The organism is Leifsonia sp. NPDC077715 (assembly GCF_040686855.1).
Classification (GTDB): domain Bacteria; phylum Actinomycetota; class Actinomycetes; order Actinomycetales; family Microbacteriaceae; genus Leifsonia.
Genome location: NZ_JBFBOG010000002.1, coordinates 802,568 through 816,086, shown reverse-complemented (window position 1 = coordinate 816,086; position 13,519 = coordinate 802,568). Strand labels below are relative to the sequence as shown.

Genomic DNA, 13,519 nt, shown 5'->3' with positions numbered 1-13,519 from the left:
AGGACGACCCATGACCTTCACCCCACCCGTCGACGGCACGATCCTCAGCGCCGAGGCGTGGCTCAGCGACCTGGAGGTCGAGACGGTCCGCACGGACGCCGTGCAGTCGTTCCTCAAGCAGGAGACGATCTTCGTCCGCCTCCGCACCGCCGGCGGCGTCGAGGGGATCGGCTACAGCTACACGATCGGCACCGGCGGCGCCGCCGTCCTGAGCCTCCTCCGTGAGACGCTGCTCGATGTGCTGATCGGACTGGATGTGAACCGCCCCGAGGACGTCTGGCGCACGCTGTTCTCCTCCACCCGGGCGACGACCGTCGGGCTGATCACGTCGCTCGCCCTCGCCGCGGTGGACACCGCCGTCTGGGACGCGCGATGCAAGGCCGCCGGGCTGCCGCTCTGGGTGGCCGCGGGCGGCGCCCAGCCGAGCATCCCGCTCTACGACACGGAGGGCGGCTGGCTGCACTTCGGGACGGACGAGCTCGTCGCACAGGCGCTCGAGTCGCAGGCTCGGGGCTTGAGCGGGGTGAAGATCAAGGTCGGCAAGCCGCGGGCGCACGAGGACTACGAGCGGCTGCTCGCCGTCCGCGAGGCCGTCGGCGACCGGATGGACATCATGGTCGACGCGAACCAGTCGATGACCGCGGCGGAGGCCATCCGGCGCGCGGCGCTGTTCGAGAAGCTGGACATCTTCTGGTTCGAGGAGCCGCTGCCCGCCGAGGACGTCGCGGGGCACCGGCGGCTGGCGTCGTCCACGACGGTGCCGGTCGCGGTCGGCGAGTCGATCTACTCGGTGGGCCACTTCCGCGAGTACCTGCAGACCGGGGCCGCGTCCATCGTCCAGGTGGATGTCGCCCGCGTCGGCGGCATCACGCCCTGGCTCAAAGTGGCGCACCTCGCTGAGGCGTTCAACGTGTCCATCGCTCCGCACTTCCTCATGGAGCTGCACGTATCGCTGTGCTGCGCGGTGCCCAACGCGCTCTACCTGGAGCACATCCCGCAGCTGCGCGCCGTGACGCGCTCAGAGATGGCGGTCCGCGACGGGCGGGCCCTCGCGCCTTCCACGCCGGGGCTCGGCATCGAGTGGGACCTGGACGCGGTCGACGACCGGCGGGTGGCCTGATGGAGCAGACCACGCGGCCCTTCGGACGGGGCGGCCTGACCGTCGGACCGATCGGCTACGGCTCCGCGGCGCTGGGCAACCTGTTCGCCGCGCGCCCGGATGACGTCTGGCCGCGCATCGTGCCCGCAGCCTGGCAGGCCGGCATCCGGTACTTCGACACGGCCCCGCACTACGGGCTTGGCCTGGCGGAGGAGCGACTGGGCGCCGGGCTGCGCGACGTGCCGCGCGACGAGTACGTGCTCTCCACCAAGGTCGGCCGCGTCCTCGAGCCGAACCCGGACCACCGGCCGGGCGAGACCGACGTCGCGAACCTGTTCGATGTGCCCACGATCCGCCGGCGCCGCCGCGACTACTCGCGCGACGGCGTCCTCCGCTCGGTCGAGGACTCGCTGGAGCGGCTGGGGGTCGACCGCATCGACGTGCTGTTCGTCCACGATCCCGACGAGTTCGAGCGGGAGGCTCTGGAGGGCGCGTTCCCGGCGCTCGACGAGTTGCGGTCGCAGGGCGTCATCCGCTCCTACGGCGCCGGGATGAACCAGACCGGGATGCTGACGCGCTTCGTCCGCGAGACCGACCTCGACATCGTGATGTGCGCCAACCGCTACACGCTGCTCGACCCGTCCGCCGAGCGCGACCTGCTGCCCGCGGCGCAGGAGCGCGGGGTGTCGGTCGCGGTCGCCGCCGTGTTCAACTCGGGCATCCTGGCGACCGAGCGCCCGCGCGCCGACGCGACGTTCGAGTACGGCGCGGCCTCGCCCGAGCTGATCGCGCGGGTCGAACGCATCGCGGAGGTGGCGGAGCGTCACGGCGTGAGCGTCCCGCAGCTCGCGGTGCAGTTCCCGCTCCGCCATCCGGCCGTCTCCACGATCGTGCTCGGTGCGGACACCCCCGAGCAGATCGAGCGGAACGCGGGGCTGGCGGCGCCGACCGTGCCGGAGGCCGTCTGGGCGGAGCTCGCCGCCGAGGGGCTGCTCGCGTGACGGCGATCCTGCATCCTCTATCCTCTTGGAGCGGCCCGCTCAGACCTAGGATGTGCACATGACGATCCCCTCCGGCGAGCACTTCCTGCCGGCGCGGCGCGCCCTGGCGGACGACGTGTACGACGCCGTGCTCGGTCTGCTGATGGACCAGGTGATCGAGCCGGGCAGCCGCGCCAGCATCGACGGCATCGCCCGCCAGCTGAACGTGTCCCCGACCCCGGTGCGCGAAGCGCTCGCGCGGCTGGAGTCGGAGGGGCTGGTCGTCAAGAAGGCGCTGAAGGGCTACACCGCCGCTCCACTGCTCGACAGCGACGGCCTCCGCCAGCTGTTCGAGATGCGGCGTCTGCTGGAGCCGTACGCGACCGGCAAGGCCGCAGGCGAGCTGGATGCGGAGACGCTGCAGCAGCTGGAGGACCTGTGCGAGGCCATGCACCGCAGTGGGCAGGCGTCGCAGTCCGGCGACGACCGCTTCAAGGACTACCGGGACTTCGCGAACCAGGACGCCGAGTTCCACCGCCTCATCGCCGAGCACGCGGGCAACGCGCTGCTCACGGATGCCATCGCGCGGCTGCGCTCGCACATGCACCAGTACCGCATCTACTTCAAGCACGGAGTGGTGGATGAGACCTCCGGCGAGCACGAGGCCGTGCTGAGGGCGCTGCGCAGCGGTGACCCGGCCTCCGCCGAGCAGGCGATGCTCGACCACATCGCGAAGTCGTACGCGCGGATCTCGGCGAGCCTGGCCGAGGCGGAGTAGGCCGGCTGACGCGGGTCACAGAGGTGATTCGGCATCCAGGTCGATGGTGGCCGCGATAGCCGTCAGTCCCGGAAGGACGAGCTGTGCCCATCGCTGGCGGACGGCGTCCGGTTGGTCGAGCGGTGCCGCGAGAACGAGCGCGTAGATGTCGTCCACGGTGAGGTCGGAGCGGACGGTCCCGGCGTCGATGCCGAGGGCGATCAGCTCACTCAGTGCTGCAGCGGCACGCGTGTCGTCGCCGACGGACGCGGTCCCCAGAGCAGGGGCGGCGCTCTTGACGGCCTCGTTCATGGCCGAGACCCGGATGACCTCGAGGAGGAAGCGCGTGAGCTCGTGCAGAGGGCGCCCCTGGCTCTTGGCGCGCGCGAGGGCCGCTTGCGCCTCGACCGTCAGCTGTTCCGTGTACTCGGCGACGACAGCGGCGACCAGATCGGTCTTGGTCGGGAAGTGCCGGTAGAGGGTCCCCACGGCGACGCCCGCAGCGGCGGCGATCTCGTCCATTCCGGCGTCCGGTCCGTGCTCGGCGATCTGCGACCGCGCCGCGTCGAGGATCCTGGCCCGGTTGCGCACCGCGTCCGCCCTCATCGGTCGTTGTTGGCTGGTCATGGGTCTCCTGGCGCCGCTTGCACTTAAGTGAACTGTGGTTCATGATAATTGTGAACCACCATTCACTTTACCGCAGGAGCAGCACATGACCACCAAGACCGCCCTTGTCACCGGCGCCTCATCGGGCATCGGCGAAGCCACCGCCCGGAAGCTCCAGAGTCTGGGCTACACCGTCTACGGCGCCGCCCGGCGCGCCGACCGCCTCCAGGGACTCAGCTCCGTCGGCATCCGCCCGCTCGCGATGGACGTCACCGACGAGGACTCGATGGCCGGCGGCGTGGCCACGATCATCGCCGAGACGGGGCGGATCGACGTCCTCGTCAACAACGCCGGCTACGGCTCGTACGGCGCGATCGAGGACGTCCCGATGGAGGAGGCCCGCCGGCAGTTCGAGGTCAACGTCTTCGGCGCGATGCGCCTCGCCCAACTCGTGCTGCCGCACATGCGCGCACAGCACAGCGGAACCATCGTCAACATCTCCTCGATGGGCGGGAAGATCTACACGCCCCTCGGCGGGTGGTATCACGGTACGAAGTTCGCCCTCGAGGCCCTGAGCGACTGCCTGCGCCTGGAGGTCGCGCCGTTCGGTATCGACGTCGTCGTGATCGAGCCGGGCGGCATCGCCACCGAATGGGGCGGTATCGCCGCCGACGGTCTCGAGAGATCATCCGCCTCCGGCCCGTACGCCGCCCAGGCCGCTGCCGTCGCGAAATCCCTGCGGTCCGAATCGAACACCACCCGCAACTCTCCGCCCTCTGTCATCTCGGATGCCATCAGCACGGCGGTCGGCGCTTCGAGACCGAAGACGCGCTACGCCGTCGGCTTCGGCGCCAAGCCGCTCATCGCCGCGCGCCGCATTCTCGGGGATCGCGCGTTCGACACGCTCATCCGCCGCGCGGTCGGGATGCCCCGCAACTGACCGGGAGCTGCAGCCGGCCGATCTGCTGTTGCCACGAGGAGCACTATATCCAATAGGATATTGGTCAGTCGATCGGAAGGACAACGGAGTGAGCATCGTCACCGGCTTCGAGACACTGGACGTGCGATTCGAGACGTCGGCGATGCTCGACGGCTCGGACGCCATGAACCCGGACCCGGACTACTCCGCCGCCTACCTGCGCGTCACCACCGACGCCGGCGACGGCCACGAGGGTCACGCGTTCGTCTTCACCATCGGGCGCGGCAACGACGTCCAGGTCGCCGCCATCGACGCCGTCGCGCACCGCGTCGTCGGCCGGGACGTCGAAGCGATCCTCGACGACCTCGGCGGCTTCTGGCGGGAGTTCGTCCACGACTCGCAGCTGCGCTGGCTCGGGCCCGAGAAGGGCGTCATGCACATGGCGATCGGCGCCGTCGTGAACGCGTTCTGGGACCTCAAGGCCAAGCGCGCCGGACTCCCCCTCTGGCAGCTCCTGGCCCGGATGACGGCGGAGGAGCTGGTGGACCTGGTCGACTTCCGCTACCTCACCGACGCGCTGACGCCGGCGGAGGCGCTGGACCTGCTCCGCGCTGCCGAGCCCGGGCGGGCGGCGCGCGAGGCTGAGCTCCTGGCCACCGGCTACCCCGGTTACACGACGACGCCGGGCTGGCTCGGCTACTCCGACGAGAAGCTGCGCCGGCTCGCCCGCGAGGCCGTCGACGAGGGCTTCACGCAGATCAAGCTCAAGGTCGGGGACCGGCTCGAGGACGACATCCGTCGCCTCGGGATCGCCCGCGACGAGGTCGGCCCGGGCGTCCGGATCGCCATCGACGCGAACCAGCGCTGGGACCGCGACCAGGCGATCGAGTGGATCCGCGCCCTTGAGCCGTTCGACCTCGCCTGGGTCGAGGAGCCGACCAGCCCGGACGACGTGCTGGCTCACGCTGCGATCGCGCGCGCCGTGGCGCCGGTGCCGATCGCGACCGGCGAGCACGGGATGAGCCGCGTGCTGTTCAAGCAGCTGCTGCAGGCGGAGGCGGCCGCGATCGTGCAGATCGACTCCACCCGGGTGGCCGGCGTGAACGAGAACGTCGCCATCCTGCTGCTCGCCGCGAAGTTCGGCGTCCCGGTCTGCCCGCACGCGGGCGGAGTCGGGCTGTGCGAGGCGGTGCAGCACTTCTCGATGTTCGACTTCGTCGCCGTCTCCGGCAGCCAGGAGGGCCGGATGATCGAGTACACCGCGCACCTGCACGAGCACTTCGTGACGCCGGTGCTGCTCGAGCGGGGCCGCTATCAGGCGCCGCTCGCTCCCGGAACCGGGATGGAGATGCTGGCGTCGTCCCTCCGCGACCACACCGTGGACGCGGCCCTGCTCACCTGACGTCGGCCCGGTCCCGGCACGGGGCGCCGGGAGCGGGCGGATGCCGCCTTCATGCGCGAACGACGGCATCCGCTCGCCCCCGGTCCCCCGATGCCGCGGCTCGCGCGCGTCAGGGGCGCTCCTCGTCCTCCTCGAGCGACTCGTCCGCATCCACGAACGCGTCGTCGGTCTCGGTGGCGGCGACCGCCTGCTCGGCCTCGGCTTCGGCCGCTGCGGCCGCCTCGCGTTCCCGTCGTTCGTGACGCATCTCGTGTCCCCTTACCTTGTCGTCCTGCCGCGATGCTAACCGCTGACGGCCGCCACGGCATCCAGCTCGAGCGCATGCCGGCCGCGACGCCGCGCCCCGCCGCCGAGGCGCCCGTCGTGCAGCTCCAGGACGCGGTCGGCGCGGGCCATGAGCAGCGGGTCGTGCGTGGTGACGACGGCCGCGATGCCCTGGCCGTGGACGAGGTCGACCAGGAGGTCCATGACGGCGCGCCCGGTCATGCTGTCGAGCTGGCCGGTCGGCTCGTCGGCGAAGAGGATGCGGGGGTCCGCGGCCAGGGCCCGCGCGATGCCGACGCGCTGCTGCTGGCCGCCGGAGAGCTCCGTCGGGCGCTGCCTGGCGTGCTGGGCGAGGCCGACGCTGTCGAGGAGCGCGGCGACGCGCGCGTCCCGCTCGTCCGCGGCGACCCCGAGCAGGCGGAGCGGCAGCTCGACGTTCTCCGCCGCCGAGAGCACGGGGACGAGGCCGAACGACTGGAAGACGAATCCGGTGCTCCGGCGCCGCAGGTCCACGAGTTGCGCCTCGGACGCGGTGGTCAGCTCCACGTCGTCGAGGCGGACCGTGCCGCCGGTCGGCCGGTCGAGGCCGCTCAGCACGTTGAGGAGGGTCGTCTTGCCCGAGCCGGACGGCCCCTTCACGACGACGAGCTCGCCGGGATGAACGGTCACGCTCGCGTCCACGAGCGCCGTCGCGGTGCCCGCCGCCGTCTCGAAGCTGCGCGAGACGCCCTCGGCGACGAGCAGCGGCTCGCGGTCGTCAGCGTCGGTCATGGTCGTCCTCCCCTGCCCCATCGGCGTGCGGCCAGACGCCGACATGGTCCTGCTCCAGCGCCAGGCGGACGCGCTCGCGCATCCCGAGCGTCGTCAGGTACTCCTGCGGCAGCTGCAGCCGGCCGACGCGGTCGAGCACCGCGAACTCCTCGGCCACCGTGTGCTCGTCGCCGTGCTCGTTGACGCCGGTGCGCCGCAGCACCTCGGTCGCCGTGCGGCCGTCGCGGATCTGGACGGTCCGGGCGACGTGCTCGGAGACGGTGGGGTCGTGCGTCACGATCAGGGTCGTGACGCCGAGCTCGCGGTTCACGCCGCGCATCGCCTCCAGCACGTCGGCGCTCGTCGCCTCGTCGAGCTCGCCCGTCGGCTCGTCGGCGAGCAGGACGGCGGGCTCGTTGGCGAGGCCCACCGCGATCGCGACGCGCTGCTGCTCGCCGCCCGACATCTCGGTCGGCCGCCGGTCGGCACAGTGCGACACCTCCAGCAGGTCGAGCAGCGCGGTGGCGCGGCGCTCACGGTCGGGGGTGCGCGCGACGGACATCGCCAGCGCCAGGTTCTCGCGCGCGGTGAGGTAGCCGAGCAGGTTGCGCGAGGTCTGCTGCCAGACGAAGCCGACGGTACGGCGCCGGTAGTCGATGCGCTCCCTGCTGCCGAGCGCGAGCAGGTCGCGTCCGGCGACGGTAACGGAACCGGCGGTCGGCTTGTCGAGCCCCGACAGGATGCCGAGCAGCGTCGACTTGCCGGAGCCGGAGGCGCCGACGATGGCGACGAGCTCGCCGCTGTCCACGCGCAGGGTCAGTCCCTGGAGCGCCTGGACCTCGACGCCGTCGGCGGTGAAGATGCGGACCAGGTCGGCGCAGCGGATGGCCGAGTCGGCGCGGGCGGCCGAGTCGACACGGTCAGGGGTCACGGTGGTCATTCTCCTCCTGCGTTCCTCAGCACGGTCGCCGGCGAGCGTCGGCGCGCTCCGGCGAGCACGACGATGGTGGCCACGGCCGCGACGACGGCGAACCCGGCGAGCGCGGCCGCGACGAGCAGCGGATCCTGCACGACCGGCGGCTGGACGGGGCTGCCCGTGAAGCCGCGCAGGTCGAGCGGGTCGAGCACGACGGCGGGCAGCAGCAGCCCGACGACGGCTCCGGCCGCCAGGCCGATCACCAGCACGGGCCCGAGCTCCCAGGCCAGCACGCCGGCGGTCTGGCGCGAGCTGTACCCGATGGTCCGCAGGGTCGCCACCAGCCGGATGCGCGCCGACGTGTTGAGCACGAGCGTCAGCAGCAGCGCGGCGATGCACAGCAGCACGGTCAAGGCGATCGACAGCAGCGCGACCTGCTCGGTCCCGGAGACGAGCGGCGCGTCCCGGAGGCTGTCGCGCTCCGCGATCGCATCTCCGACGAGCGCGCCAGACCCGCCGATCCGCTGCAGCTCGGCGTGGACGCGGGCGGCGTCGGCGCCGGGCGCCAGCTTCACCAGGACGGTCTGCGGCTCGCCGGTGACGCCACTCGTCGCGGGCAGCGTGGTCAGGTCGAGGAAGACCCACTCGCCGTCGCGCACGTACACGCCCGGCAGGTGATCGAGCTCGGTCACGGCGAGATGGACGTTGGTGCCGCCGGTGACGATGAGGGCGCTGGTGATCGGCAGCTGGCTGGCCCAACCGCCCAGCGCGGCACCGGTGCGACCCCTGATGCCGCCGGTGAGCGCGGCCGAGAGACGCGCGTCCGGCGGCAGACCCGACTGGACCGCATCCAGTTCCCGGGGGTCGACGAGGTACCCGGAGACGTCCGACGTCACCCCGCCGGCGAAGATGCGCACACCCCCGGCCCAGTCGACCGTCGCCGTCCGCTCGACGCCGTCGAGGCGCTTCACCGCATCCACCTGGGCTTCGCTGAGCGACGACGCGGCGGTCAGCGAGAGGTCGGAGCCGACCCGGATGCGCGCGCCCTCGGCGAGCCCCGCGCCGGCCGTCGCCAGCATGCTGACCGAGAACAGGGCGATGCTGACCCCGGCGACCAGGGTGAAGACGGGCCAGAGCACACCGGAGCCCGCCCCGCGCGTCCCGGACGCGCCGACGAAGGCGACGGGACCGCGACCGCGGTGCAGGGCGCGAGCCAGCCCGTCGAGCGGGAGGCGGGTGAGCCGCACCACGAGGACGCACGCTGCGATCGCCACCAGCACCGGAGTCAGTGCGGCGAGTGGATCGACCGTCAGGCCGGCCCCGGTCGACGACAGTCCACGACGCGACACGAGCACCACGCTGAGCACCGCGAGGCCGACGGCGACGACCTCGGCGACCCAGGTCCAGCGGGGGCGGCGGCGCGTCGCCCGCACCGCGGGATCCAGCGGACCCGCGGCGAGGACCAGCGCGATCGGCGGGAGGAACGCGGCCACGGCGGCCAGCGCCAGCGGCACCGCGAGGGGTTGCGCGCCGGGGGTGGCCAGCAGCGCGATCACGAAGCCGACCGCCGCCGCCGGGACCGAGACGAGGGCGCCCTGCGCGGCGAGCTCGGCGCGCAGCCGCCCCGGGGACGCTCCGCGCGCGATGGCGAGAGCCAGGGCGGGTCTCCGGCGCTCGGCGACGAGGCGCGCCCCCTGGGCGAGCACGGCCAGGGCGACCACGAGCGGCCCGCTGAGGAGGATGGCGAACAGCGTCTGCGCCGGCTGCGCTCGCGCGACGAAGTCGTCGAGGGGTTGCTGCACGGCGGTCGCGAAGGGGAGCCGCACGCTCGCCCCGCCGGCGCCGGTGACGGGAGGCGAGGCGAGGAAGCCGCCCAGCGCGCTCCGCACGGCCGGCAGCGTCTCGGCGGTGAAGCGGTCGGGGACGACGGGATACCAGATCGCGGCCGTGGTGGCGTCGAAGCGCGGTGCCAGGTCCGGCCACGCGGAGGGCGCCACCCAGGCGACGCCGACGAAGCTCTTCGGGCTGTCGCCGCCGCCGGAGACGTGGCCGAGGTCGCGGACCGGGTCGAGGTCCCAGAAGTCGGCGGCGGTGTCCCTCGGCGCGATCGTTCCAGCGAGGCGCAGGATCAGCGTTCCGTCGTGCCCGCCCGACGCTTCGCGGGTCTCGCCGACCTTCCACTGGAGCAGCTTGGCGGTCGCCGTGGTGACCACGACCGGGACCGGTGCGCCCGCCGCCGCCGCCGACGGCCACGCGCCCTGCTCGAGCCGCGCCTGCTGCCGCAGCGCCCGGTACGCCTCCAGCGAGACGCCGTAGTGGTCGAGGGGACGCGCGTCGGCGGGAGATGCCGTCGGCAGTTCATCGCTGCGGGCCGCGGAGTCGGCGGTCGTCGTGACCGCGCGGAGCGCCGGGCTCATCGCGCTGCGCACGGACGCGCCGATCGCCGGCAGCTGCTCCCAGAGCGGCGCCGGATCGACCATCGGCCCGGCCGACAGGAAGCCGGTGCGGATGGGGGCGCTGAGGTCACGGCCGCCGGCCCCGGACTGCTGGAGGTCGTGCCGCAGCTCCGCGCCGAGGATGCCGCTCACCGCCCGCGGCCACGCGGCCAGCGCGGCCGCGGCGACCAGGGCGACCGCGGCGAGCAGCGCGAGTCCCCCGGCGTGCGCGCGCAGCGAGCGCAGGAACAGCCGCGCGTCGCTCACCTCCCGGCTCATCGGGTCTCCTCCCGGTAGCCGGTGTCGGCGGCCTGTCGCCGGACCGCTGATCCGTATGCCCACACGGCGGCGGCGAGTGCGGCGGCGAGGGCGAGCAGCCCGAGTCCGAGGCCGACCGGATCCACTCGTCCCTGCACCGAGAGGGTGGACGGCGCGGTCGCCACCGAGAGCCGCGCGAGCGTGTTGCCCACGAGGAGGACGACGGCGACGCCGCCGAGGAGGCCGAAGACCCCGGCGGCGACGCTCACGCCGATGACCTCCAGGCGTCGCGTCCATGCCTGCTGCCTGCCGGACAGTCCCACGGCGCGCAGCACGACGACCTCGCCGCGGCGGCGGCGGAGCGCGGACGAGACGGCCGCGGCGACGGCGGCGAGTGCCAGCACCGCGCATCCCGCCGCTCCCAGCCAGGTGCTGAGGACGGCGCCGCCGAGGAAGCGCGAGACGAACCCGCCGTCGGCGGTGGTGACGACCGCCTCAGGCCCGGCGGCCCGGGACAGGGCGGTCGCCACCGCCGACGTGTCGCCGCCCGACGCCCAGACGGAGGAGGCGCGGGTCGCCGAGGGAGTGGTGCGCAGCAGGTGCGCGGAGACGGCGGCGTAGTCGGCGAGGACGGCCCGCTCCGACGCCGTACCGGGAACGGCGGCGACGATGCGGGCCACCGTGCCGGTCAGGTCCCCCGCCGGCGAACGCACCTCGATCCGGCGGCCGACGGCGAGGTCGTCGTCGGCGGCCAGCGCCATCGTCACCGCGAACCGCAGCGGGGCCGAATCGCCCGCCACGAACCGCACCGAGGCGGGCGCGTCGAGCGCGGCGGCGGAGGCGGAGGCGACGCCTGCCGGGTGGAAGGGCGTCGATGAACCGAACGCTTCGGGCGCGAGTGTCCAGGCGGAGGACGCGTGCGGCAGGCCGGTCACCGCGACCTTCACCTCTACGGCGCCGACGGGCGCGACGGCGACGTCGAGCGCGACCAGGCGGTCGGCGCGACTCGACGGGACGGCGAGGGATGCGATCCCGTCGGGCGCGACGGATGCCGTGACGGGAACGACCTCGCCGGCGTCGCTGGCGAGCCAGGCCGTGACCGCCGTCGCCCTCACCGTGCCGGATCCGGCGGTCGCGGCTACCCGGAGGCGCAGCGCGGAGGTGCCGGACGACAGGTCGGCGCCCGGTATGCCGCGTGAGGCATTCAACGCGGACGCCGCCGCTCTCCCGTCGAACAGATACGCCCCGACCGGCGTGAGCGCGGGGAGAACGCCGGTGTCGGCGACCACCAGCGCCGCGTCCGTGTCGCCCACCGTCGCGTCGTCCACGATCGCGGGCGAGGCCGTGATGCCCGGACGTTGGAGCGCGGCCGCCGGCGACAGGTCGGAGGACGAGCGCGGGCTCCCGCTCGCACCGAGATCGGCACGCACCGGGGCTCCCTGGACGAGCAGCGTCGAGTCGCGGAGGAAGCCGGCGAACGTCCCGGCGTATCCCGCAGCGAAGCTCAGGGAGCCCACCGCGAGGACGATGAGCGCGACTGGACCGGCGAACAGCGCGATCCCGCGCCCGACCTGCCGCGCGGGGAGCACCCGGGCGACACCCCGCCCGCGCCCGGCGATCCGTTCGACGGCCGCGGCGGCCGGCCCGAACAGCGAGAGGCCCACCAGCGCGATGGCGCACAGCACCGCCGCCGGCGCCACGACGCCCGCGGGGTCCACCCCCGCCGTCCCGTCGGCGAGGGAGCCGGACGAACTGAACGCGACGAATCGCCACAGTGTCACCGCGGCGGCGATCACCGCGAGCACGGCGAGCCCGGCGGACACCGCGGTGCGCGAGCGTCCCGCCTCCACCGCTCCCGGAGCGTCGGTGAGCGACCGCACCGATACGACCATGGTGACGACGGCCGCGAGCACAGCGGTCAGCAGCGCCGCGAGAGCGGGCACCGCGACATCCACGACACCGGAGGCACCCGGCGCCGGGCCACCGACCAGCGGAAGCAGGACGACCTGAGCGACCGCGGCGCCGAACGCCACGCCGACCACGGCGATGACGGCGGCTTCGAGAGCGGACGCGACGGCGAGCGCCCGGACCGTCATCCCGCGTGACCGCAGCAGGCGCGTCTCCACCCGGCGAGCGCCGGCGAGCAGCTGCCCGAGCAGGACGAGCGCGATGATCGAGCAGACCGCGAGCACCGTCAGCGGCACGGGGATGACCGCCTGCAGCGCGACCACCGACCGCTGCATCGCCGCGACCGTCGCCGCGCCCTGCCCGCTCGACGAGAAGGGGCTGGCCGCCGCCGTCGGCTCCTCGCTCAGCGCGTCGGCGACGCCGTCGAAACCGGAACGCAGGCGCGGCAGCTGCGCGGATGTGACCTTCGCGGCGTCGGGAGTGAGCACCCACTGCGCCGAGGTCCCGTCGCCCGAGGCCTGCGCGACCGCGTCGGACACGATCACGCGGCCGTCCGTCCCTTCAGCGCCGTCGCCCAGCCCCAGCCAGGCCGGCGCCCCCGGGTCCGCGGGGCGCCAGAGCGCGGTCACCGTGACGGGGACCGCAGTGTCCGGGCCCGCGAAGACCAGCGCATCGCCGACCGAGACCCCGTGGGCGCGGGCGAAGGCGGTGTCGACGGCGACGTCCGTCTCCGCCGACGGCCACCGGCCCTCGGTCGGCTCGACCTCGGCGCGCAGGGCGTCGGAGGCGACCAGGAGCAGTGCCGACCCTCCGCCGGTCACCGCGGCCGACGGGACGAAAGCGGTCGCCGCCACCCGAACCGATGCGCCCCGGAACTGCTCGTGGATCACGCGACGGACGGCCTCGTCCTGGGTCACCGCATCCGTCGAGCGCGTCGCCTGCAGCGCCAGCGAGGTGACGGCGGCGGGCTCCTCTGTGACCGTCGCGCGCACCGCGGTGTCCGGCGAGCGCAGTGCGAGGCCGGTCATGACGGAGGCGAGGAAGGCCACCACGACCACCACGAGGCCGGTCGCGGCCAGCGCACCCGCCTGAGCCCTGCTGCGCTGGGGCCAGAACGACCGGGCGCGACCCGATCGACCGTCCCCCGCACGCATTCCCTCAACGTAGCGTGCCTCCGCGCCCGGGATGGCGGTGTGCGCCACCCGTGTCCGGCGGAGGACTAGAT

General features: G+C 73.6%; 11 protein-coding genes. 5 read left to right on the top strand and 6 right to left on the bottom strand.

Going from position 1 to position 13,519, the window contains the following annotated elements; all coding sequences use genetic code 11:
• Positions 1-10: 10 nt before the first annotated feature.
• From AB0P25_RS10990 to AB0P25_RS10980, 3 genes are read left to right on the top strand one after another with little or no spacing between them, the layout of a single operon-like run.
• On the top strand, positions 11-1,120 hold the full coding sequence (locus AB0P25_RS10990; RefSeq protein WP_363807321.1) for a mandelate racemase/muconate lactonizing enzyme family protein: 1,110 nt from the start codon (positions 11-13) through the stop codon (positions 1,118-1,120).
• The gene (locus AB0P25_RS10985) at positions 1,120-2,100 is read left to right on the top strand and encodes an aldo/keto reductase (protein WP_363807320.1); all 981 of its coding nucleotides are present in this window, start codon (positions 1,120-1,122) and stop codon (positions 2,098-2,100) included. Before AB0P25_RS10990 ends, AB0P25_RS10985 begins: the two co-directional genes overlap by 1 nt.
• A gap of 58 nt (positions 2,101-2,158) precedes the next feature.
• Complete coding sequence (locus AB0P25_RS10980; RefSeq protein ID WP_363807317.1) at positions 2,159-2,857, top strand: GntR family transcriptional regulator; 699 nt, start codon at positions 2,159-2,161, stop codon at positions 2,855-2,857.
• 15 nt (positions 2,858-2,872) lie between these two features.
• Here the strand turns inward: AB0P25_RS10980 and AB0P25_RS10975 are convergent, their stop codons facing one another.
• Entirely contained in the window at positions 2,873-3,463 is a 591-nt protein-coding gene (locus AB0P25_RS10975) for a helix-turn-helix domain-containing protein (RefSeq protein WP_363807315.1), read from the bottom strand.
• 85 nt (positions 3,464-3,548) lie between these two features.
• Here AB0P25_RS10975 and AB0P25_RS10970 point away from each other — a divergent pair, with 85 nt between their 5' ends.
• Both AB0P25_RS10970 and AB0P25_RS10965 read left to right on the top strand, forming a co-directional pair.
• Entirely contained in the window at positions 3,549-4,382 is an 834-nt protein-coding gene (locus AB0P25_RS10970; RefSeq protein ID WP_363807313.1) for an oxidoreductase, read from the top strand.
• Between the two features lie 88 nt (positions 4,383-4,470).
• Entirely contained in the window at positions 4,471-5,763 is a 1,293-nt protein-coding gene (locus AB0P25_RS10965; protein ID WP_363807311.1) for an enolase C-terminal domain-like protein, read from the top strand.
• 109 nt (positions 5,764-5,872) lie between these two features.
• Here the strand turns inward: AB0P25_RS10965 and AB0P25_RS10960 are convergent, their stop codons facing one another.
• Genes AB0P25_RS10960 through AB0P25_RS10940 form a run of 5 tightly spaced genes read right to left on the bottom strand, consistent with a single transcriptional unit; the run spans position 5,873 to position 13,448 of the window.
• Complete coding sequence (locus tag AB0P25_RS10960) at positions 5,873-6,010, bottom strand: hypothetical protein (protein ID WP_363807310.1); 138 nt, start codon at positions 6,008-6,010, stop codon at positions 5,873-5,875.
• A gap of 35 nt (positions 6,011-6,045) precedes the next feature.
• Positions 6,046-6,798, bottom strand: coding sequence for an ABC transporter ATP-binding protein (locus tag AB0P25_RS10955; protein WP_363807308.1), 753 nt, complete (start codon positions 6,796-6,798; stop codon positions 6,046-6,048).
• Positions 6,785-7,717, bottom strand: a complete 933-nt coding sequence (locus tag AB0P25_RS10950; protein ID WP_363807306.1) for an ABC transporter ATP-binding protein — start codon at positions 7,715-7,717, stop codon at positions 6,785-6,787. The genes AB0P25_RS10955 and AB0P25_RS10950 overlap by 14 nt, the downstream gene beginning before the upstream one ends.
• A complete protein-coding gene (locus AB0P25_RS10945) occupies positions 7,714-10,407 on the bottom strand; it encodes an FtsX-like permease family protein (protein ID WP_363807304.1) in 2,694 nt (897 codons plus the stop codon). The genes AB0P25_RS10950 and AB0P25_RS10945 overlap by 4 nt, the downstream gene beginning before the upstream one ends.
• On the bottom strand, positions 10,404-13,448 hold the full coding sequence (locus AB0P25_RS10940; protein WP_363807302.1) for an FtsX-like permease family protein: 3,045 nt from the start codon (positions 13,446-13,448) through the stop codon (positions 10,404-10,406). The genes AB0P25_RS10945 and AB0P25_RS10940 overlap by 4 nt, the downstream gene beginning before the upstream one ends.
• Between the last annotated feature and the right edge of the window lie 71 nt (positions 13,449-13,519).